We start from the raw sequence: 20238 nt of genomic DNA on the forward strand, positions 1-20238 counted from the left end.
GCCATCGGCGCCTCCCGCGCCGCGGTGGACGCCGGCTTCGTGCCCAACGACATGCAGGTGGGTCAGACCGGCAAGATCGTCGCCCCCGAGCTCTACATCGCCGTGGGCATCTCGGGCGCCATCCAGCACCTGGCGGGTATGAAGGACTCCAAGGTGATCGTCGCCATCAACAAGGACGAGGAGGCGCCGATCTTCCAGGTGGCCGACTATGGCCTGGTCGCGGATCTCTTCGAGGCGCTGCCGGAGCTCGAGCAGAAGCTGTAAAGGCGACCTTCCCAGGCGTCGTAACGAAGGCCGGCTCCCTCTGGGGCCGGCCTTCTGCGCAATGACCGTTTCAAAGGCTGTGGTTTTAATCGTGTGCAAGTGGCGCCAGGAAGAGATCTTGGGTGGCAGGAGCTGTGGTTGCTTTAGTGAGCCTGCATGACGAACGGCGGTCAAAGCCGCATAATGTCAGGTTTCGTTCGCCCACGCCCAACGCTCCCCCGGTGCCCCATGGAAATCAAGGTCAACTATCTCGACAACCTCCGCCTGGAGGCCAAGTTCGACGACTTCACGGTCATCTCCGACCAGCCCATCCGCTACAAGGGCGACGGCTCGGCGCCGGGGCCCTTCGACTACTTCCTGGCCTCCTCGGCGATGTGCGCGGCCTACTTCGTCAAGGTCTACTGCAACGCGCGTGACATCCCCACCGAGAACATCCGGCTGTCGCAGAACAACATCGTCGACCCGGAGAACCGCTACAAGCAGGTGTTCAAGATCCAGGTGGAGCTGCCGGAGGACATCTCCGACAAGGATCGCCAGGGCATCCTGCGCTCCATCGACCGCTGCACCGTGAAGAAGGTGGTGCAGGAAGGCCCCGACTTCGACGTCGAGGTGGTGGAGAACATCGACGAGGACGCCCAGGCGCTGCTGATGGGGGTGCCCAAGGGGGCCGAGCGCGGCGAGGGCACCTGGATCGAGGGCAAGGACCTGCCGCTGGAGCAGACCATCGCCAACATGTCGGGGATGCTGGCCGAGCTCGGCATGAAGATCGAGATCGCCTCCTGGCGCAACATCGTGCCCCACGTCTGGTCGCTGCACATCCGCGACGCCGCCTCGCCGATGTGCTTCACCAACGGCAAGGGCGCCACCAAGGAGAGCGCGCTGTGCTCGGCGTTGGGCGAGTTCATCGAGCGCCTCTCCTGCAACTTCTTCTACAACGACCAGTTCTTCGGCGAGGCGATCGCCGACGCCGAGTTCGTCCACTACCCGGACGAGAAGTGGTTCCAGCCGGGGCCAGACGACGCCCTCCCCGAGGGGATCCTCGACGCCCACACCCGCGAGATCTACGACCCCGAGGGGGAGCTTCGCGGCTCGCACCTGGTCGACACCAACTCCGGCCGGGCGGATCGCGGCATCGTCTCGCTGCCCTTCGTGCGCCACTCCGACGGCGAGACCGTCTACTTCCCCTCGAACCTGATCGAGAACCTCTACCTCAGCAACGGCATGAGTGCCGGCAACACCCTGGCCGAGGCCAAGGTGCAGTGCCTCTCGGAGATCTTCGAGCGGGCGGTGAAGAAGCAGATCATCGAGCAGGAGCTGGTGCTGCCCGATGTGCCCGAGGAGGTGCTGGCGCGCTACCCCGAGATCGTCGAGGGCATCGCGGCGCTGGAGGCCCAGGGCTTCCCGGTACTGGTCAAGGATGCCTCGCTCGGCGGCCAGTTCCCGGTGATGTGCGTCACCCTGATGAACCCCAGGACCGGCGGGGTCTTCGCCTCCTTCGGCGCCCACCCCAGCTTCCATGTGGCCCTGGAGCGCAGCCTCACCGAGCTGCTCCAGGGGCGCAGCTTCGAGGGGCTCAACGACTTCCCGGCGCCCACCTTCAACTCCCTGGCGGTCACCGAGCCCAACAACTTCGTCGAGCACTTCATCGACTCCTCCGGGGTGATCTCCTGGCGCTTCTTCAGCGACAGCGCCGACTTCGACTTCTGCGACTGGGACTTCTCCGGCAGCAATGCGCAGGAGGCCGAGGCCCTGTTCGGCATCCTCGACGAGATGGAGCTGGAGGCCTACGTGATGATCCACGAGGACCTCGGCGCGCCGGTGTGCCGCATCCTGGTGCCGGGCTTCTCGGAGGTCTACCCGGTGGAGGACCTGGTGTGGGACAACACCAACATGGCGCTGGACTACCGCGAGGAGATCCTCAACCTGCACCGCCTCGACGATGACCAACTGGCCGACCTGCTGGAGCGCCTGGAGGAGAGCCAGCTCGACGAGCACATGACCATCATCAGCCTGATCGGCATCGAGTTCGACGAGAACACCGAGTGGGGCCAGCTCACCATCCTCGAGCTCAAGCTGCTGATCGGCCTGGCCCTGGGCCGCCACGAGGAGGCCCTGGAGCGGGTCGAGATGTTCCTGCAGTTCAATGACAACACCGTGGAGCGCAACCTCTTCTACCAGGCGGTGCAGGCGGTGCTGGAGATCGTGCTGGACGACGAGCTCGACCTCGACGACTTCCGCCGCAACCTCGGGCGCATGTTCGGCGAGGCGACCATCGAGGCGGTGATCGGCTCGGTGCAAGGGAGTGTGCGCTTCCACGGCCTCACGCCCACCGGCATGGACCTGGCGGGGCTGGAGAAGCACCAGCGGTTGATCGAGAGCTACAGGAAGCTCCACGCCCACCGCGCCGCCCGGGCCGGGATGGCCGGCACGCGCCCCTAGCCAGGCGTGACCCGGGGGCGGCACGACAGGCGCTCTCCGGGTTGCCGGGAATGCCGGAAGGCGTCTGCGGCCGAATGTCCCGCTGTCGCGAGGGGAAAGATCGTTTAAAGTGTGCGTTTGAACCCCGGGTGGCACTCCCTGTGGTCGGCCTCGTCCCCTAGGTCGAGCCTTGCTCTGGCGTCCGCACGGGGTAGTGCCACCGTCGCGACAAGGATGCTCGATGCGCTACCTCCCCTTCTGCTCGCTGTTGATGCTGCTGCTGGTCGGCTGCCAGGAACCGGCCTCCGAGTCCCCGGCGCAGGCGGACGCCCGCCTGGTCAGGATGGCCCCGCTCACCGCCGATGCCGCCACCACCCTGTCGCTGACCGGGGTGCTGCGCGCCCGCTACGAGACGCCCCAGGCCTTCGAGGTCGGCGGCCAGATCGCCACGCGTCATGTCGACGCGGGGCAGCGGGTGACCCAGGGCGAGGTACTGTTCACCCTCGACCCCAGCGACCTGGAGGAATCCCTGGCTGCCGCACGGGCGGAGCTGGCCGCGGCCGAGGCGTCGCTCGAGGTCGCCGAGGCGGAGCTGTCTCGCGCCGAGCGGCTCCTGGCCAGGGACTACTTCAGCCAGCAGGCGTTCGAGCGTGCCGAGCTCGGCGTGCGCGAGTCGGCTACCCGCCGCGACGCCGCCGCGGCCCGGTTGGCCCAGGCCCGCAATGCCCTGGAGGATGCCACCCTGCGTGCCGAGGCCGACGGCATCCTGATCGAGGTCAGCGGTGAGCCGGGGCAGGTGGTGGGCGTCGGCCAGGCGGTCGCCACCCTGGCCCAGGCGGGGCCGCGGGAGGTCGAGGTCCACTTCCCCGCCCGCGTGCGTCCGCCCGAGGCCGGCGAGCTGCTGGCGGGCGAGCGCCGCCTTCCCCTGAGCCGCCGCGAGGTGGCGGGGGCCGTCGACCCGGCCAGCCGCACCTGGCGCGCGCGCTATCGTCTCGAGGCGCCGCTCGACGAGTACCGGCTTGGGGATGTGGTCCAGACGCGCTTCACCCTGGAGGAGGCGCCTCCGCAGGCCCGTTTCCGGGTGCCCATCGCGGCCCTGGACGAGCGCGGCGAGGGGCCAAGGCTGTGGCGGATCGTCGAGGGCGAGGCGCAGCCGCTGCCGGTGACCCTGCATCGCATGACCCGCGAGCACGCCTGGGTCAGCGGCGAGGGGCTTGAGACGGGCCAGACGGTGATCGGCCTGGGCACCCACCTGCTTACCCCGGGCATGGCGGTGCGGGCGCTGGGCGAGGAGGGCTCGGAGTGAGCTTTCCCAACCTCTCGGCGCTGGCGGTGCGCGAGCGGTCCGTCACCCTGTTCTTCCTGTTGATCTCGCTGTTGGCCGGCCTCTACGCCTTCGCCTCCATGGGGCGGGCGGAGGACCCGGACTTCACCGTGCGGGTGATGATGGTCTCGGCGGCCTGGCCCGGCGCCTCGCCCAAGGAGATCCAGCAGAGCGTGGTCGACCCGCTGGAGAAGCGCATCCAGGAGGTCGAGGACCTCTACCGCATCGAGACCACCATCCGTCCCGGGCGCGCCGACCTCAAGGTGGAGTTCGAGGACGACACCGCCGCCGAGGTCATGGAGCAGCGCTTCTACCAGGTGCGCCGGCGGATGCAGGATGCCGCGCCCCACCTGCCCGAGGGGGTGGTGGGGCCGCTGATCAACGAGGACTTCGGCGACGTCTACTTCTCGCTGGTCGCCCTGAGCGCACCGGGACTGCCGATGCGCGAGCTGGTCCGCGAGGCGGAGGCGATCCGCGATCGCCTGCAGCGCGTGGCGGGGGTCAACAAGGCGCAGGTGCTGGGCGAGCGCGAGGAGCGCATGCATCTCGACTTCGACCTGGCCCGGCTGCAGGGCCTGGGCGTCTCCTCCCAGGCGGTCTTCGAGGCCATCGAGGCGCACAACCGCCTGCTGCCCGCCGGCAGCGTGGACAGCGAGGGGCCGCGCCTCTTCCTGCGGGTCGATCACGACCTCTCGGAGCCCGAGGCCCTGGCCGAGGTGCCCATCCGCATCGGCGAGCGGCTGGTTCGCCTGGGCGACATCGCCGAGGTCTCCCGTGGCTACGAGGACCCGCCGAGCTACCTGGTGCGTGCCTTCGGCGAGGAGGCGCTGCTGCTGGGCGTGGTGATGGAGGATGGCGTCAACGGCCTGGCCTTCGGCGAGCGCCTCGACGCCTTCTGGGCGCAGGAACGCGAGCGCCTGCCGTTGGGCATGTCGCTCGACGTGATGACCAACCAGGCCGACGCCATCGCCGGCGCCGTCAACCTCTTCCAGGTGAAGTTCCTGGTCGCCGTGGTGGTGGTGATGCTGGTCACCATGCTGGCGGTGGGGCTGCGCGCCGGCATCGTGGTGGGCATCGCCATCCCGGTGACCCTGGCGCTCACCTTCGTGGCCATGCTGGCCATGGGCATCAACCTCGACCGCATCACCCTCGGCGCGCTGATCATCGCCCTAGGGCTGCTGGTCGACGATGCCATCATCGCCATCGAGATGATGATCGTGAAGATGGAGGAGGGCTGGGACCGCCTCGCCGCCGCCTCCCACGCCTGGAAGGTCACCGCGGCACCGATGCTGTTCGGCACCCTGGTCACGGTGGCCGGCTTCGTGCCCATCGGCTTCGCCCGGTCGGCGGTGGGGGAGTACGCGGGCAACATCTTCTGGGTGCTGGGCATCGCGCTTACGCTGTCGTGGATCGTGGCCGTGGTGTTCACCCCCTACCTCGGCGTCAAGCTGCTGCCCGAGCAGCAGGCGACCCATGGCCAGCATGAGGCCTACCAGTCGCGCGGCTATCGGCGCCTGCGCGGGGTGATCCGCACCTGCGTGCGCTTCCGCAAGAGTGTGGTGGCGGTAACGCTGGCGCTGCTGGTGGCCGCCGTGGCGGGCATGGCCGGGCCGGTGGAGAAGCAGTTCTTCCCCAGCTCCGACCGCCCCGAGGTCCTGGTCAGCGTCTATCACCCCCAGGGCACGGCCATCGGCGCGACCGACGCTACCACCCGGCGTCTCGAGGCGCTGATCCATGAGGCCGAGGGGGTCGAGTCGCTCTCCGCCTATGTGGGGGCCGGCGCGCCGCGCTTCTTCATCTCCGCCAACCCCGAGCAACCCAACCCGGCCTTCGCCAAGCTGATCGCCGTGACGCAAGGTGTCGAGTCGCGCGAGCGGCTGATCGAACGGCTCGAGGCGCGCATCGCGGCCGGCGACTTCCCCGAGGCGCGGGTGCGCGTGGAGCGGCTACTCTACGGTCCGCCCGTGGAGTGGCCGGTCACCATCCGGGTGGTGGGCGACGATGCCGACCGCCTGCGCCAGATCGGCCATGAGGTGCGCGAGGTGATCGCCGCCAACGAGGCCACCCGGGACCCGCACCTGGAGTGGGACGAGCGGGCGCCGCGGCTGCACCTGGCGCTCGACCCCCACCGCCTGCGGTTGATCGGCCTGACCCCGGACGAGGTGGCGCGCCAGCTGCAGTTCCAGCTGGATGGCATCACCATCACCGAGCTTCGCGACGGCATCCGCCTGGTGCCCGCCGTGGGGCGCGGGGCCGCCCGGGACATCGAGGAGGTGCAGAGCCTGGAGGTGGTCAACCGCGACGGCCGCCGTGTGCCGCTCACCCAGTTGGGGGAGCTGGAGACAGTGTACGAGGAGCCGGTGATCCGGCGGCTCGACCGCGAGCCCTTCCTGGCCGTCAACGCCGATATCCAGGGCGCCCAGCCCAACGACGTGACCCAGGCGGTATGGGAGGCGCTGGGCGAGGTGCGCGAGAAGCTGCCTGCCGGCTACCGGCTGGAGATCGGCGGCTCGGTGGAGCAGTCGGACAAGGCCGAGGCCTCGATCCAGGCGCTGCAGCCGCTGATGGTGGTGCTGATGCTGATCTTCATCATGCTGCAGATGCGCTCCTTCGCCGGCACCTTCATCGTGGTGGCCACCGCCCCGCTGGGGCTGATCGGTGCGGTGGCCGCCCTGCTGCTGTTCCAGCAGCCGTTCGGCTTCGTGGCCACCCTGGGGCTGATCGGCCTGGCGGGGATCCTGATGCGCAATACCCTGATCCTTACCCAGCAGGTGGCGGACAACGCCAGGGACGGGATGGCGATGTTCGATGCCGTGGTGGAGGCGGCCGTGCAGCGCGCCCGCCCGGTGATCCTCACCGCCCTGGCGGCGATGCTGGCCTTCATCCCGCTGACCCTGGACAGCTTCTGGGGGCCGCTGGCCTATGTGCTGATCGGCGGCGTGGCCGTCGGCACCCTGATCACGCTGCTGTTCGTGCCGGCGCTCTATGCGCTCTGGTACCGCATCGCACCCCGGGCGTAACCTTGACCTCGGGACCCGTCGCGCTCCCCCCGACAACGGACTGCCGCCATGCTTCGCTCTTGCCTTCATGCCCTCTTTCGCCGCTTCGAGACCCTGGTGGACCCCTACCCGGCGGGCCGGCCCGGCACGCCGCCGCGGGGGCTCTTCGCCTTCATCCTGCACTTCTCGCGGCCGGTGTTGCCGCTGCTGGTCGTGATGTCGCTGCTCACCGCCCTGGTCTCGGCGGCGGAGGTGGTCTTCTTCGGCTACATGGGCGACCTGGTGGACTGGTTGGCCACCGCCGAGCGCGAGGGCTTCTTCGCCGAGTACGGCTGGCGCCTGGCCGGCATGGCGGCGCTGGTGGTGGTCGGCCTGCCGCTGATCACCCTGCTGCAGGCGCTGGTGACCCACCAGAGCATCTTCGGCAACTACCCGATGATCGGCCGCTGGCTGGCGCACCGCCACATGCTGGGCCAGAGCCTGGCCTTCTACCAGGACGAATTCGCCGGGCGGGTCTCCCAGAAGGTGATGCAGACGGCGCTGGCGATCCGCGAGACGGTGATGAAGCTGATGGACCTGATGGTCTACGTCATCGTCTACTTTGCCGGCGCCATGCTGCTGATGGGCGGCGCCGAGCCCTGGCTGATGCTGCCGCTGGTGCTGTGGCTGGTCGGCTATCTCGCCATCATGCGGGTCTTCGTGCCGCGCCTGCGTCGGGTCTCCATGGAGCAGGCCGACGCCCGGGCGGTGATGACCGGGCGCATCGTCGACAGCTACAGCAACATCCAGACCATCAAGCTGTTCGCCGACACCCGCCGCGAGCAGGCCTATGCCCGCGACGCCATGGAGGGCTTCATGACCACGGTGCATCGCCAGATGCGCCTGGCCACCGGCCTCACCGTCAGCCTGACCCTGCTCAACTCGCTGCTGCTGGCCGGGGTGGCGGCCATGGCCATCGGCGCCTGGTACCTGGAGGCGGTGTCGCTGGGCGTCATCGCCGTGGCCATCGCCTTGGTGATGCGCATCCGCTTCATGTCCAACTGGATCCTGTGGGAGGTGGCGAGCCTGTTCGAGAACATCGGCACCGTGCAGGATGGCATCAACACCATCGCCCGGGAGCCCGCGGTGACCGACGCCCCCGACGCCGGCGAGCTCGCCGTGCCCCATGGCGAGATCCGCTTCGAGGCGCTGCGCTTCGGCTACGAACGCCCGGACGGCCCAGCGAAGCGGTTTGTCGATAGAGAGGGCCGTAGGGTCTTCGATGGCCTGGAGCTGACCATCGCCCCGGGCGAGAAGGTGGGGCTGATCGGCCGCTCCGGCGCCGGCAAGTCGACGCTGGCCAACCTGCTGCTGCGCTTCTACGACCTGGAGGGCGGACGCATCCGGATCGACGGCCAGGACATCGCCGGGGTGACCCAGGAGTCGCTGCGTCGAAGCATCGGCATGGTCACCCAGGACACCTCGCTGCTGCATCGCTCGGTGCGCGACAACATCCGCTACGGCAGCCCGGAGGCCAGCGAGGCGCAGATCCGGGAGGCGGTGCGCCGCGCCCATGCCGACACCTTCATCGACGACCTGGTGGACCTGCAGGGGCGCCGCGGCCTGGATGCCCACGTCGGCGAGCGCGGTGTGAAGCTCTCCGGCGGCCAGCGCCAGCGCATCGCCATCGCCCGGGTGCTGCTCAAGAACGCCCCCATCCTGGTGCTCGACGAGGCCACCTCGGCGCTGGACTCCGAGGTGGAGGCGGCGATCCAGGAGCAGCTCTACACCCTGATGGAGGGCAAGACGGTGATCGCCATCGCCCACCGCCTCTCCACCATCGCCATGCTCGACCGCCTGGTGGTGATCGACGAGGGGCGTATCGTCGAGAGCGGCACCCACCGCGAGCTGCTGGCGCGAGACGGCCTCTACGCCGCCCTGTGGCGCCGCCAGTCCGGCGGCTTCATCGGGGTGGAGGTCGACGGAGAAGCCGTCGGCGCCTCATGAACGAGGTGCCGACCCCTCGTCGCCGTGCGGGTCGGCCTTCTCCAGCGCGGGGAGCACCAGCACCCGGCACGGGGCGTTGACCGCCACATACTCGACGGTGGCGCGGCGCAGGGGCCAGCGGCCGCTGCTTCCACGGGACACCAGCACCATCAACTCGGCGCCGAGCTGGGCCGCCAGGCCCACCAGCTTCTCGCCGGCGTTGCCCGCCACCACATGCAGGCTGGCCTCGCGATCCAGGGGCAGGTACTTGCGCACCAGCAGGTCCAGCGTCTTGTGTACCTCCGCCTCCTTCTCCTCGGGGGCCTCGCCGGTCACGTGGGGGAAGAAGCCTCCACCGCCGGGGTGGTAGACGCTGGCCAGGTGGAGCTCGCCGTCCTCGGCGAGCATCTCCATGGCGGCGGCGATGGCGCACTTGCCCTCGCCATCGTCTTCCGGGTCAATGGCGAGCAATAGTTTCCGGTACATCAGCGGTCTCCTGTGTGGTCGCAGCGGTGCCCTCGACCTCGGGCAGGGCCCTGCCCTGGACCAGGTCATCCACGCCGTAGCCGCGATAGTCCGCCCGCAGGGTCCTGAACAGCGCGATCGCCATGAAGGCCAGCAGAATGCAGAACGGCAGGCCCAGGGCGGTGATCACATTCTGCAGGGCGTCCAGCCCGCCGGCCAGCAGCAGCGTGGCGGCGATGCCTCCCTGGGCGGCGGCCCAGAAGATCCGCTGGCGCACCAGGGAGGGCTGGTCGTCGCGCCGGGTCAGCATGTCGATCACCAGGGAGGCGGAGTCCGACGAGGTGGTGAAGAAGATCACGATGATGGCCACGCTCAGCGCCGAGGCCACACTGGTCAGGGGCAGTCCCTCCAGGAAGGCGAAGATGGCCACCGAGGGATCCTGCTGTACCTGGGCCGCCAGCGCTGCCTGGCCGCTCATCTCCGCCTGGATGGCGGATAGCCCGAAGATGCCGAACCACACCAGCGTGAAGGCCGTGGGGGCGAACAGCACGCCACCCACGAACTCGCGAATGGTCCTGCCCCGGGAGATGCGGGCGATGAAGATGCCCACATAGGGCGCCCAGGAGATGGTCCACGCCCAGTAGAACAGGGTCCACTGGCGCTGCCAGTCGCTCTCCCGGAAGGTTTCCGTCCAGAAGGCTAGCCAGGGCAGGGTGCCGAGGTAGGCGCCCACGCTCTGAACCATGCCCTCGGCGATGAACACCGTGGGGCCGACCAGCAGCACGAAGCCCAGTAGCAGCATGGCCAGCACGATGTTGACCTGGGAGAGGCGGCGAACGCCCTTGTCCAGCCCCAGGGCCACCGAGGTGGCGGCGATGCCGGTGATCACGGTGATCAGGGCGAGCTGGACCAGCGCGCTGGAGGGCACGCCGAACAGGTAGCCCAGGCCGCTGTTCAGCTGCAGGGTGCCCAGCCCCAGCGAGGTGGCGACCCCGAACAGGGTGCCCAGCACCGCGATCACGTCGATCGCCCAGCCCCAGGGGCCGAAGGCCCGCTCGCCCAGGATCGGGTAGAAGAGGCTGCTGATGCGCATCGGCAGGCGATGGCGGTAGGCGAAGTAGCCGATCGCCAGGCCGGGCATGGCGAAGATGGTCCAGGTGTGCAGGCCGAAGTGGTAGAGGGCGATGGTCATGGCATCGCTTGCCGCCTGTTCCGAGCCTGGGGTGACGCCGTCGAAGGGTGGGGCGGCGAAGTGGGAAATCGGCTCCGCCACGCCCCAGAACATCAGGATGGTGCCGATGCCGGCGGCGAACAGCATGGTGAACCAGGTCAGGTTGGAGTAGTCGGGCCGGCTGTCGTCGGCGCCCAGGCGGATGTTGCCGTAGCGACTGACGGCGAGCGCCAGCAGGAAGATCAGCAGGGCGCTGACGGCGAGGATGTAGAACCAGCCCAGGTGACCGGCGACCCAGCCGGTGAGCAGGCCGAAGCTCTCGGCGACGGCCGCGTCGAAGGGGATCGCGATGGCCACGAAGAGCATCGCGATGCCGGCCGAGGTGAAGAACACACCGGGGATGGTCTGGAGCCCGAGCCGACGCTGTAGCCATGTCAGCACACGCGCCTCCATTGCGTTGGTCAATGCCGATGGCGGAGCCTCCACGCTAGCATAGGGCGTGAGTCGCTGCAGGCGAGTGCCGCCCAGCCCGGGCCATCGAGGAACGGTCCTACGGCACGCGGGGTTGGACCAGTCGATCCGTGAAGCCCGCCGCTGCGATGCTGACTACCCTTGTAGAGATAGCAGTGCTCTGTCGCAGCAACGAGAAAGGTGAACGCCATGTCCATGGAGCGAGTGAGACAGCATCTCGATGAACAGAACATCAAGTATTCCATCCTGCAGCACTCTCCCGCCTATACCGCGCAGGAGGTCGCCGAGTCCGTCCATGTGACCGGCAGGCACTTCGCCAAGTGCGTGATGGTGAAGATCGACGGACGGCTGGCGCAGGTGGTGCTGCCGGCACCCGATCAGGTGGACCTCACGCGCATGGCGCACTCCGTCGGCGCAACATCCGTCGAGCTGGCCAGGGAGGAGGAATTCAAGGAGAGTTTCCCGGATTGCGAAGTCGGCGCGATGCCGCCCTTCGGTAACCTTTTCGGGATGGAGGTATTCGTCTCCCCGCATCTGACCGCCGCCGATCGCATCGCCTTCAATGCCGGCAGCCACACCGACGTCATGCAGCTGTCCTTCGGGGACTTCCAGCGGCTCGTGGATCCCATCGAAGTGGCGTTGTGATGGTGGCCGGACCTGCTCGCCGTCTCGGTCTGCGGCTACCGGAGCTTGCCAACGAGTGAGATACTGGCGGCCTCGCCGACTCTGAATGGCTCCGCCATGGTGCAATGGCGCGCTCGGAGGAATGTCTTGACCCGGCATGGGTCGGCACAGGCTGAAAGGAACAGACATGGCACTGGACTACGGATGGCTCCACGATACCGTGCGCCGGCGTTTCGACTCCGACGCCGCCATGGAAGCCTTCCTGCCCCGGGCGCTTGCGCCCGACGAACTCAAGGGGCTGGGGGATGACCGCTACCTCTCCGCCATGAGCCGGCGGGTGTTCCGCGCCGGCATGCAGCACTCGGTGGTGGATGCCCGCTGGACCGCCTTCGAGGCGGCCTTCTGGGGCTTCGTGCCCGAGACCCTGGTGCTGCTCACCCCGGAGCAGATCGAAGGCTTTATGCAGGATGAGCGCCTGATCCGCCATCGCACCAAGCTGCAGACCATCCCCCGCAACGCCCAGTTCATCCTGGATATTCGCCAGGAGCAGGGCGGAAGCTTCGGCGCGTTCATCGCCGACTGGCCGGGCACCGACATCGTCGGCCTGTGGCGCCTGCTGGCCAGGCGTGGCGCGCGCCTGGGCGGGCGCTCCGCCGCCGGCTTCCTGCGCCTGGTGGGCAAGGACACCTTCCTGCTGACTAGCGATGTGGTGGCCCGCCTTGTCGCCGCCGGCATAGTCGACCGCTCGCCCAGCAGCCAGCGCGACCTGCAGCGGGTGCAGGAGACTTTCAACGAACTGCACCAGGCCTCTGGCAGGCCGCTGTGCCAGCTCTCGGCGATGCTCTCCTTGAGCATCAACCCCCGCTTCTAGCGCACGCCGACCAGGCGCTGACCCGAGCGATCCTTCGCGGTGTTGCCTGCTACGGTTTCGCTGCGCCCTGAAAAGAGTAAAATCAATGCTCTTTATGGAAAGGCAGGGGGAGATACGATGTCGTCTGATCTGAACAGCCGTTATGGCCTGAATCCCGCGCACAGTGAAGTGGTCGAGACATGCCGGCTGGTGGCGCCGTGCCGCGCCCTGGACATGGGCTGCTCCAACGGGCGCAATGCCCTCTACCTGAGCCAGCTCGGCTTCGACGTGACCGCGGTGGATAACAACCCCGGCGCCATCGACATGCTGCAGCAGATCGTCGGCTGCGAGGGGATCGAGAATATCGACGCCCAGGTGTACGACCTCAATCGTGCCGCCCTGGACACGGACTACGGGCTAATCGTCTGCACCGTCACCCTGATGTTCCTCGACCCGTCGCGTGTCGAGGCGGTGATCGCCGACATGCAGGCGCACACCCTGCCCGGCGGCTACAACACCATCGTCTGCGCCATGGATACTCAGGCCTACCCCTGCCCGGTTGGCTTCCCCTTCACCCTCGGTGAAGGGCAGCTGCGCGAGGCCTACGCGGGATGGGAGCTGGTCAAGTACAACGAGGATGTGGGCACCATGCACAATGGCGCGAGCTTGCAGTTCGCCACCCTGCTGGCGCGCAAGCCCGAGTAGCCCCACCAGGCCCCGAGTCACTCAACGGTTCGGGGCCTTGCCTTGAGGCGCCTTCCTGCATAACGCTCTGGGGGTCGGGTCAAGGAGGGGAGAGGATGAAGACCATAGGGCTGATCGGCGGCATGAGCTGGGAATCGACCCAGACCTACTACCGGCTCATCAACCAGGGCGTGAAGGCCCGCCTGGGCGGGCTGCACTCCGCCAAGTTGGTGCTCTACAGCGTGGACTTCGCCGAGATCGAGGCGCTGCAGCGCCGCGGCGACTGGGCGGCAACGGCACAGATTCTCGGTGAGGCGGCCCGCTCCCTGGCGGCGGCCGGCGCCAACTTCCTGGTGCTGTGCACCAACACCATGCACAAGGTCGCCCCGCAGCTCGAGCAGGCCGTGGCGATCCCCCTGCTGCATATCGCCGATGCCACGGCCAATGAGCTGCACCGCCAGGGCGTGACCCGGGTGGGGCTGCTCGGCACCCGCTTCACCATGGAGCAGGCCTTCTACCGCGAGCGCCTGGAGGCGCAGGGCATCCAGGTGCTGACTCCCGACGCCGCCCAGCGCGAACGGGTCCACACCGTCATCTACGACGAGCTGTGCCGCGGCGAGATCCGCACCGACTCCAGGGCCGACTATCTCGAGATCGTGGGCTCGCTGGCCGGGCAGGGCGCCCAGGGCGTCATCCTCGGCTGCACGGAGATCGGGCTGCTGATCGAGGCCGACGATACGGACGTTCCCCTCTTCGACACCACCGCTATCCACGCCGAACAGGCGGTGGAAGCGGCGCTTGCGACCAAACTTGACTTTGCAACCCCGCAACGGCTCACATAGGCTCTGCTAATGAATCTCCAGCAGGGAGCCAGGAAGGCACACCGCGACACCCAAGGACTACCGCATGGATGGCTGCAAGTCTGAACATGCCTAGGTAGGGGCGGTAGCATGTCTCGGCTCCCAAATACACCCTCACCCAAGAGGGCTTCTTACGCCTGCAAATCCCTTGCCCAACACATGAGTATAGATTTGAGTCGTTTCCACGCTCTTATGGCCGAGCAACTCCTGTACCGTGCGGATATCCGTGCCCTGGTTCAGCAGCTGAGTGGCGAAACTGTGCCGGAGGGTATGGCAAGAGCCTGGACGGGTAAGTGAAGCAGCACGCATGGCCTGTCTCACCGCTCTTTGCACCGCTGATAGATGGATATGATGTAGCACGACCTTGCCGGTTTCATCGAAGCAAGGGCGGCTGGAGGGACCTGGATTCATAGAATAACCGCAGCACTTTGTACTGCACGGTAGAGGCAGGAGGGCCAGCGCCGGTACCCTTCTCGGCTCACCGACCAAAGTGATGCAGAGCATGGGATACCGACAGCTGACCCAGACCCAACGATACCAGATCCACGCCCGCTATGACTTGGGCATCAGCCAGCGTCAGATCGGCAGGGAGCTGGGCATCCATAGCAGCACAATCAGCCGTGAGCTGCGCCGCAACGCCACCGCCAGTGGATACGAACCAGAGCAGGCGCAGCTCCGTAGTGATCACCGGCGTCGCACCGCCTGGAAGTGGACGAAGCGCTTACCTAGCATGATCTCCGCCGTCGCCGGCAGGCTGCGTGAGGAGTGGAGTCCCGAGCAGATCAGTGGCTTCATCGCGCCCCTGGCGGGAGTCAGCGTGAGCCACCAGTGGATCTATTCCTTGATCTGGGATGACAAGGCCCGCGGCGGTGACCTCTGGCAACACCTCCGCCAGCCCAAGCGCCGCAGCAAGCACCGTGCCCAGGCCAAGAGCGCAGGGCTCGGCAAGATTCCCAACCGCGTGGGCATCGAGCACCGCCCAAATGAGGTCAATGCCCGGCGCTTCATCGGCCACTGGGAGGGCGACACCGTGATCCAGGGCCACAAGCAATCAGGGCTGGTTACGCTGGTCGAGCGGCGTAGCGGCTACCTGCTGGCAGCACGGCTGCCCAGGATCTCGGCAGAGCTGACGAAAGCGGCCACGATCCGCCTGCTGAAGCCTCGCCGGGGTGCTGTCCAGACCATCACGCTGGACAATGGCTCTGAATTCGCCGACCACGAGACCGTGGCCAAGGCGGTGACAGCAACGACGTACTTCTGTGATCCCTACTGCTCCGGGCAGCGTGGGACCAACGAGAACACCAATGGCCTGCTACGGCAGTACTTCCCCAAGGGAACGGATTTCCGCCAGGTCACCGATGCCGAGTTGCGCAAGGTGGTCAAGAAGCTGAATGACCGCCCGCGAAAACGGCTCGGCTATCGGACACCGGCACAGGTGTTCCTGGGGGAATACTCAGGGGCCCTGAATACCGCAGGTGCTGCGCTTATTGCTTGAATTCAGGAGTTAACCGTTTCTTCCAGCATTGGGTAAGGATGCTTGAGGACGAGCTAAAGGAAAAAGAACAGACCATCATCGAAATAATGGCCCGGCTCGATTTGCAAGACGAAAAAATCCAAGATCGCATCGAAAGCAGAGAATACCAATCGCTTCTCAAGAAAACATTCCGAGAATGGTCAGGTGCTGAAAGCGAAGACAAGAGGGAATATATCAGAAATATCCTCGCCAATGCTGCTGCGTCAGAGGTGTCTAGTGACGATGTTGTCCGTCTCTTCATTGACTGGATAAAACTCTACTCAGAGCTGCATTTTCGGGTAATCGCTGCAGTTTATAACTCAGCAGGCATTACTCGTGGAGAGATATGGCGAAAGATTGGGAAGGGCAAAGTCCGGGAGGATTCTGCAGATGCTGATCTGTACAAATTACTATTCCGTGACTTAAGCACGGGTGGGGTTGTACGACAACATCGCGAAACCGATTATCATGGCAATTTCATTCAAAAACGGCCTCAGAAGAAATCACGCGGCAGTGGGCCAAAGCCAATGAAATCAGCATTCGATGAAGAAGATCAATATGAGTTAACCGAACTGGGTCAACAACTCGTCCACTATGCAATGACAGATCTCCCTGTTCGAATTGAGTATGACCCTGAGTTTACGGATACGGAGTAGTGTGGCTAATGACTCGTAACAAAGCCAAGCACGGCGACAGCTTTTTCGTTGCGGCTTCGCCTCCACTACAAAGCTGCGCGTGTTGGCGGCGTTAAACCGCCCACAAACAAAGCCCCGAGTCAGTCACCTGGCTCGGGGCTTTGTTTGTGGGCGTTGCGATTACTTGGCGGCCAACGCCACCCCTACCTTGGAGCGGTTGGGCCGACCGATGGCCTGGGTAATCCAGGTGCCGGTGGCGGCCAGGGCGTCGAGGTCGATGCCGGTCTCGATGCCGAGGCCGTTGAGCAGGTAGATCACGTCTTCGCTGGCCACGTTGCCGGAGGCGCCCTTGGCGTAGGGGCAGCCGCCGAGGCCGGCGACGGAGCTGTCCACCACCGCGATGCCTTCCTCCAGTACCGCGTAGAGGTTGGCCAGCGCTTGGCCGTAGGTATCGTGGAAGTGGGCGGCGAGCTGGGCCATGGGCACCTCGTGGCTCACCGCCTCGAGCATGCGCTTGGCCTTGAGAGGGGTGCCCACGCCGATGGTGTCGCCGAGCGACACCTCGTAGCAGCCCATCTCATAGAGCGCCTTGCTCACTTCGGCCACCTTGGCGGGGGCGATCTCGCCCTCGTAGGGGCAGCCCAGCACGCAGGAGACGTAGCCGCGCACCCGCACGCCGGCCTGCTGTGCGCGCTCGAGCACCGGCTCGAAGCGGGCGAGGGACTCGGCCACCGAGCAGTTGATGTTCTTCTGGGAGAAGGCCTCGGAGGCGGCGCCGAACACCGCGACCTCCTCGACGCCGCACTCCAGCGCCGCTTCCAGCCCCTTGAGGTTGGGGGTCAGCGCCGCGTAGGTCACGCCGTCGCGGCGGGTGATGCCGGTCATCACCTCGCGATGGTCGGCCATCTGCGGTACCCACTTGGGCGAGACGAAGCTGGCCGCCTCGATGTAGCGGATGCCGGCCGCGCCCAGGCGGTCGATCAGTGCCAGCTTGGTGGCGGTGGTGATCGGCTCGGGCTCGTTCTGCAGCCCGTCGCGAGGGCCGACCTCGACCAGGCGGACGTGTTTCGGGAATGCCATCGTCTTACTCCTCCGCGGCGAATTCGAGCAGCACGTCGCCCTGGCCCACGGTGTCGCCGGCGGCGAAGTGGAAGCTCTCCACGTGGCCATCGGCGGGGGCGGCCATGGTGTGCTCCATCTTCATGGCCTCCATCACCATCAGCGGCATGCCTTTCTCCACCTTCTGGCCCGGCTCCACCAGCAGCGCCACCACGGTGCCGTGCATGGGCGCGGTGAGGGTGGATTCCGCCTCGTGCTGGCCGTGGTCGATGGCGTCGATGCGGCGCCAAAACAGGCGGGTCTCGCCGGCGGCGTCGGCCATCACCACCACGCCGTTGTCGGCCAGGCGTGCCTGCAGGCGGCGGCGGTGGCCGTTGAGGGTGACCGCCACGGCGTCGCCCTCCAGGTGCTGGATGCGCGCGGTGAGGGTCTCGTCACCGATCACCAGTTGCCAGGGATCGGCGTCGGTCTCGCGGCGGCCCTCCACGATCACCACGTCCTCGGCGTCCGGCGCCTGGGCGCGGGTCAGGTCATGGCCGGTGGCGCACAGCGCGAGGCGGATGGTGTGGGGGGCGTTGAGGCGGAAGCCGTCGTGGCGGTCCCAGGGGGAGTCGCTCTCGCATTCCCGGGAGAGCTGCTTGAGGCCGATCAGCGCCGCGGCGGCGTAGGCCTCGGTGGTGACCTCGCGTGGGGCGAACAGGGTCGCCTCGTGCTTCTCGATGAAGCGGGTGTCGAGCTCGCAGCCCTTGAAGGCGGGGTGCGTGGCCAGGCGCTGCAGGAAGGCGCGGTTGGTGACCACGCCCTGCACGTCGAGGGCGGCCAGCGCGCGGTTGAGGGTGGCCAGCGCCTGGTCGCGGTCGGCGCCATGGACGATCAGCTTGGCGAGCATCGGGTCGTAGTGCATGGAGACGGCGTCGCCGCTCTCCACGCCGCTGTCCAGGCGCACCTTGTCGGCATCCAGGCCGGCGCCTTCCAGGTCCAGGGCGAAGCGGGTCAGGGTGCCGGTGGCGGGCAGGAAGTCCTGCTCCGGGTCCTCGGCGTAAAGGCGCGCCTCGAAGCTGTGGCCGGTGATGGTCAGCTCGTCCTGGGCCAGGGGCAGCCGCTCGCCCATGGCCACGCGCAGCTGCCACTCCACCAGGTCCTGGCCGGTGATCATCTCGGTGACCGGGTGCTCCACCTGCAGGCGGGTGTTCATCTCCATGAAGTAGAACGACCCGTCGGCATCCAGCAGGAACTCCACGGTGCCGGCACCCACGTAGCCGATCTCGCGGGCGGCGCGCACCGCGGCCTCGCCCATCTCGCGGCGCAGTTCGGCGGTCATGCCCGGGGCCGGGGCCTCCTCCAGCACCTTCTGGTGGCGGCGCTGCACGGAGCAGTCGCGCTCGAACAGGTAGACGCCGTTGCCGTGGCTGTCGCAGAACACCTGGACCTCGACGTGGCGCGGCTGGGTCAGGTACTTCTCGATCAGCATGCGCTGGTCGCCGAAGGCGGCCTGGGACTCGCGGCGGCAGCCGTCGAGGGCGGCCTGGAAGTCGGCGGCGGATTCCACCACGCGCATGCCCTTGCCGCCGCCGCCGGCGCTGGCCTTGAGCAGCACCGGGTAGCCGATCTTGTCGGCCTCGGCCTTGAGCAGGGCGTCGTCCTGGTCGTCGCCGTGGTAGCCCGGCACCAGCGGCACGCCGGCGTGGTGCATGCGCGCCTTGGCGGCGGACTTGTCGCCCATGGCGGCGATGGCCGAGGCGGGCGGGCCGACGAAGGTGATGCCGGCCCTCTCCAGGGCGTCCACGAAGGGGCCGTTCTCGGAGAGGAAGCCGTAGCCGGGGTGGATGGCGCCGGCGCCGGTGCGGCGCGCGGCCTCGATCACCGCCTCGACCTTGAGGTAGCTGTCGCGGGCGGCGGCGGGGCCCAGGCGCACGGCCTCGTCGGCCTCGCGCACGTGGCGGGCGTTGGCATCGGCGTCGGAGTAGACGGCCACGGTGCGCAGGCCCATGGCGCGGGCGGTGCGCATCACCCGGCAGGCGATCTCGCCGCGGTTGGCGACCAGCAGGGTGTCGAACTTGTTCGGATCGGTAGTCATGAGCGGGGCTCCGCGTCGGAAGGACGGTCGTGTGGCGCAGAGGGCTGGGTCCAGGCGGGGCGGCGCTTCTCGAAGAAGCTGGCCAGGCCCTCCTGGCCTTCATCGCTGACGCGCAGCTCACTGATCACCGTGCAGGTGTGCTCGCGGGTGGCATCAGAATCGGGGGCCCGGGCGACCTCGGCGAGCAGCGCCTTGGTGGCGCGCTGGGCCTGGGGCGAACCGGCCAGCAGGGTCTCGAGCATGGCGGACACGGCGTCGTCGAGCGCCTCAGGCGCGACCACCTGGTGGGCCAGGCCCAGGGCCAGGGCGGTGGGGGCGTCCATCACCTCGGCGGAAAGCGCGTAGCGGCGCATCTGGCGCGAGCCGATGGCGCGCTGCACATAGGGGCTGATCACCGCCGGGGAGAGGCCGATCTTCACCTCGGAGAGGCAGAACCTGGCTTTCTCGGAAGCGACGACGATGTCGCAGCAGGCGGCAAGGCCCACGGCGCCGCCGAAGGCGGCCCCCTGCACGCGGCACAGGGTGGGGCAGGGCAGGGTGTCGAGGCCGTGCATCAGGGCGGAGAGCTTGCGCGAGTCGGCCAGGTTGCCGTCGAGGTCGTACTCGACCATGCGCTTCATCCAGTTGAGGTCGGCCCCGGCGGAGAAGCTCTTGCCCTCGGAGCCCAGCACCACCACGCGCACCTCGCCGGAGGCGGCAGCGGCATGCAGCCGCTCCAGATGAGCGTTGAGCTCGGCGATCAGGTGGTCGTCGAAGGCGTTATGGACCTCGGGGCGCTCCAGCGTCAGCCAGGCGACACCGCGCTCGTCGAGCTCCAGCCGGGAGAAGGTCTCTTGTGTTGCCATGGTGGAAGTCCTCC

Annotated in this window: 17 protein-coding genes; 11 read left to right on the forward strand and 6 right to left on the reverse strand. The window is 67.4% G+C overall.

Translation table 11 applies throughout. The features are described from left to right. The 5 genes from BLP95_RS13240 to BLP95_RS13260 form a co-directional block, all read left to right on the forward strand. The coding region (locus BLP95_RS13240) for an FAD-binding protein (protein ID WP_218118544.1) at nt 1-264 on the forward strand (264 nt) is incomplete at its 5' end. A gap of 228 nt (nt 265-492) precedes the next feature. After that, complete coding sequence (locus BLP95_RS13245) at nt 493-2703, forward strand: OsmC domain/YcaO domain-containing protein (RefSeq protein ID WP_089680155.1); 2211 nt, start codon at nt 493-495, stop codon at nt 2701-2703. A 220-nt stretch (nt 2704-2923) separates the two neighbouring features. Further along, nucleotides 2924-3988, forward strand: coding sequence for an efflux RND transporter periplasmic adaptor subunit (locus BLP95_RS13250; RefSeq protein ID WP_089680157.1), 1065 nt, complete (start codon nt 2924-2926; stop codon nt 3986-3988). Beyond that, nucleotides 3985-7026, forward strand: a complete 3042-nt coding sequence (locus tag BLP95_RS13255) for an efflux RND transporter permease subunit (RefSeq protein WP_089680159.1) — start codon at nt 3985-3987, stop codon at nt 7024-7026. The genes BLP95_RS13250 and BLP95_RS13255 overlap by 4 nt, the downstream gene beginning before the upstream one ends. 48 nt (nt 7027-7074) lie before the next feature. Continuing rightward, nucleotides 7075-8991: an ABC transporter ATP-binding protein gene (locus BLP95_RS13260; RefSeq protein WP_089680161.1), complete on the forward strand. Its 1917-nt coding sequence runs from the start codon at nt 7075-7077 to the stop codon at nt 8989-8991. Here the strand turns inward: BLP95_RS13260 and BLP95_RS13265 are convergent. Continuing rightward, nucleotides 8986-9456 carry a universal stress protein gene (locus BLP95_RS13265; protein ID WP_052004270.1) on the reverse strand — a complete coding sequence of 157 codons (471 nt, stop codon included), beginning with the start codon at nt 9454-9456 and terminating at the stop codon, nt 8986-8988. The two genes, BLP95_RS13260 and BLP95_RS13265, sit on opposite strands and share 6 nt — an antisense overlap. After that, on the reverse strand, nt 9428-11047 hold the full coding sequence (locus tag BLP95_RS13270; protein WP_089680404.1) for a BCCT family transporter: 1620 nt from the start codon (nt 11045-11047) through the stop codon (nt 9428-9430). Before BLP95_RS13270 ends, BLP95_RS13265 begins: the two co-directional genes overlap by 29 nt. Nucleotides 11048-11266: 219 nt before the next feature. Between BLP95_RS13270 and BLP95_RS13275 the strand changes: the two genes are divergently transcribed. From BLP95_RS13275 to BLP95_RS13290, 4 genes are all read left to right on the forward strand, one after another. Then, nucleotides 11267-11722, forward strand: coding sequence for an aminoacyl-tRNA deacylase (locus tag BLP95_RS13275; protein WP_023006721.1), 456 nt, complete (start codon nt 11267-11269; stop codon nt 11720-11722). A gap of 166 nt (nt 11723-11888) precedes the next feature. Next, a complete protein-coding gene (locus BLP95_RS13280) occupies nt 11889-12572 on the forward strand; it encodes a DNA-3-methyladenine glycosylase I (RefSeq protein WP_089680163.1) in 684 nt (227 codons plus the stop codon). Nucleotides 12573-12689: 117 nt separating this feature from the next. After that, nucleotides 12690-13256 carry a tellurite resistance methyltransferase TehB gene (gene tehB, locus BLP95_RS13285; protein ID WP_089680165.1) on the forward strand — a complete coding sequence of 189 codons (567 nt, stop codon included), beginning with the start codon at nt 12690-12692 and terminating at the stop codon, nt 13254-13256. Nucleotides 13257-13351: 95 nt separating this feature from the next. Continuing rightward, a complete protein-coding gene (locus tag BLP95_RS13290) occupies nt 13352-14077 on the forward strand; it encodes an aspartate/glutamate racemase family protein (protein WP_089680167.1) in 726 nt (241 codons plus the stop codon). A 132-nt stretch (nt 14078-14209) separates the two neighbouring features. Here the strand turns inward: BLP95_RS13290 and BLP95_RS13295 are convergent, their stop codons facing one another. Beyond that, nucleotides 14210-14599, reverse strand: coding sequence for a tyrosine-type recombinase/integrase (locus tag BLP95_RS13295; RefSeq protein WP_342670389.1), 390 nt, complete (start codon nt 14597-14599; stop codon nt 14210-14212). Here BLP95_RS13295 and BLP95_RS13300 point away from each other — a divergent pair. Together BLP95_RS13300 and BLP95_RS13305 are read left to right on the forward strand one after the other, a co-directional pair. Continuing rightward, nucleotides 14598-15590 carry an IS30 family transposase gene (locus tag BLP95_RS13300; RefSeq protein WP_089680406.1) on the forward strand — a complete coding sequence of 331 codons (993 nt, stop codon included), beginning with the start codon at nt 14598-14600 and terminating at the stop codon, nt 15588-15590. The genes BLP95_RS13295 and BLP95_RS13300 overlap by 2 nt on opposite strands. A 38-nt stretch (nt 15591-15628) precedes the next feature. After that, nucleotides 15629-16264: a hypothetical protein gene (locus tag BLP95_RS13305; protein WP_176760294.1), complete on the forward strand. Its 636-nt coding sequence runs from the start codon at nt 15629-15631 to the stop codon at nt 16262-16264. A gap of 159 nt (nt 16265-16423) precedes the next feature. On the opposite strand, the gene BLP95_RS13310 is transcribed toward BLP95_RS13305, so the two are convergent. The 3 genes from BLP95_RS13310 to BLP95_RS13320 are packed head-to-tail and all read right to left on the reverse strand — an operon-like array spanning nt 16424 to nt 20224. Then, nucleotides 16424-17323, reverse strand: a complete 900-nt coding sequence (locus BLP95_RS13310; protein ID WP_089680171.1) for a hydroxymethylglutaryl-CoA lyase — start codon at nt 17321-17323, stop codon at nt 16424-16426. Between the two features lie 4 nt (nt 17324-17327). After that, nucleotides 17328-19379, reverse strand: a complete 2052-nt coding sequence (locus BLP95_RS13315; protein ID WP_089680173.1) for an acetyl/propionyl/methylcrotonyl-CoA carboxylase subunit alpha — start codon at nt 19377-19379, stop codon at nt 17328-17330. Beyond that, entirely contained in the window at nt 19376-20224 is an 849-nt protein-coding gene (locus tag BLP95_RS13320; RefSeq protein WP_089680175.1) for an enoyl-CoA hydratase-related protein, read from the reverse strand. Before BLP95_RS13320 ends, BLP95_RS13315 begins: the two co-directional genes overlap by 4 nt. Nucleotides 20225-20238: the final 14 nt, after the last annotated feature.

The organism is Halomonas shengliensis (assembly GCF_900104135.1).
In the GTDB taxonomy this organism is placed as follows: domain Bacteria; phylum Pseudomonadota; class Gammaproteobacteria; order Pseudomonadales; family Halomonadaceae; genus Halomonas; species Halomonas shengliensis.

Coding starts and splice junctions, on each gene's coding strand:
- BLP95_RS13260 (WP_089680161.1), top strand. CDS start 7,075: ATGCTTCGCTCTTGCCTTCATGCCCTCTTTCGCCGCTTCGAGACCCTG.
- BLP95_RS13295 (WP_342670389.1), bottom strand. CDS start 14,599: ATGCTCTGCATCACTTTGGTCGGTGAGCCGAGAAGGGTACCGGCGCTG.
- BLP95_RS13290 (WP_089680167.1), top strand. CDS start 13,352: ATGAAGACCATAGGGCTGATCGGCGGCATGAGCTGGGAATCGACCCAG.
- BLP95_RS13280 (WP_089680163.1), top strand. CDS start 11,889: ATGGCACTGGACTACGGATGGCTCCACGATACCGTGCGCCGGCGTTTC.
- BLP95_RS13300 (WP_089680406.1), top strand. CDS start 14,598: ATGGGATACCGACAGCTGACCCAGACCCAACGATACCAGATCCACGCC.
- BLP95_RS13310 (WP_089680171.1), bottom strand. CDS start 17,323: ATGGCATTCCCGAAACACGTCCGCCTGGTCGAGGTCGGCCCTCGCGAC.
- BLP95_RS13275 (WP_023006721.1), top strand. CDS start 11,267: ATGTCCATGGAGCGAGTGAGACAGCATCTCGATGAACAGAACATCAAG.
- tehB (WP_089680165.1), top strand. CDS start 12,690: ATGTCGTCTGATCTGAACAGCCGTTATGGCCTGAATCCCGCGCACAGT.
- BLP95_RS13305 (WP_176760294.1), top strand. CDS start 15,629: ATGCTTGAGGACGAGCTAAAGGAAAAAGAACAGACCATCATCGAAATA.
- BLP95_RS13250 (WP_089680157.1), top strand. CDS start 2,924: ATGCGCTACCTCCCCTTCTGCTCGCTGTTGATGCTGCTGCTGGTCGGC.
- BLP95_RS13320 (WP_089680175.1), bottom strand. CDS start 20,224: ATGGCAACACAAGAGACCTTCTCCCGGCTGGAGCTCGACGAGCGCGGT.
- BLP95_RS13245 (WP_089680155.1), top strand. CDS start 493: ATGGAAATCAAGGTCAACTATCTCGACAACCTCCGCCTGGAGGCCAAG.
- BLP95_RS13265 (WP_052004270.1), bottom strand. CDS start 9,456: ATGTACCGGAAACTATTGCTCGCCATTGACCCGGAAGACGATGGCGAG.
- BLP95_RS13315 (WP_089680173.1), bottom strand. CDS start 19,379: ATGACTACCGATCCGAACAAGTTCGACACCCTGCTGGTCGCCAACCGC.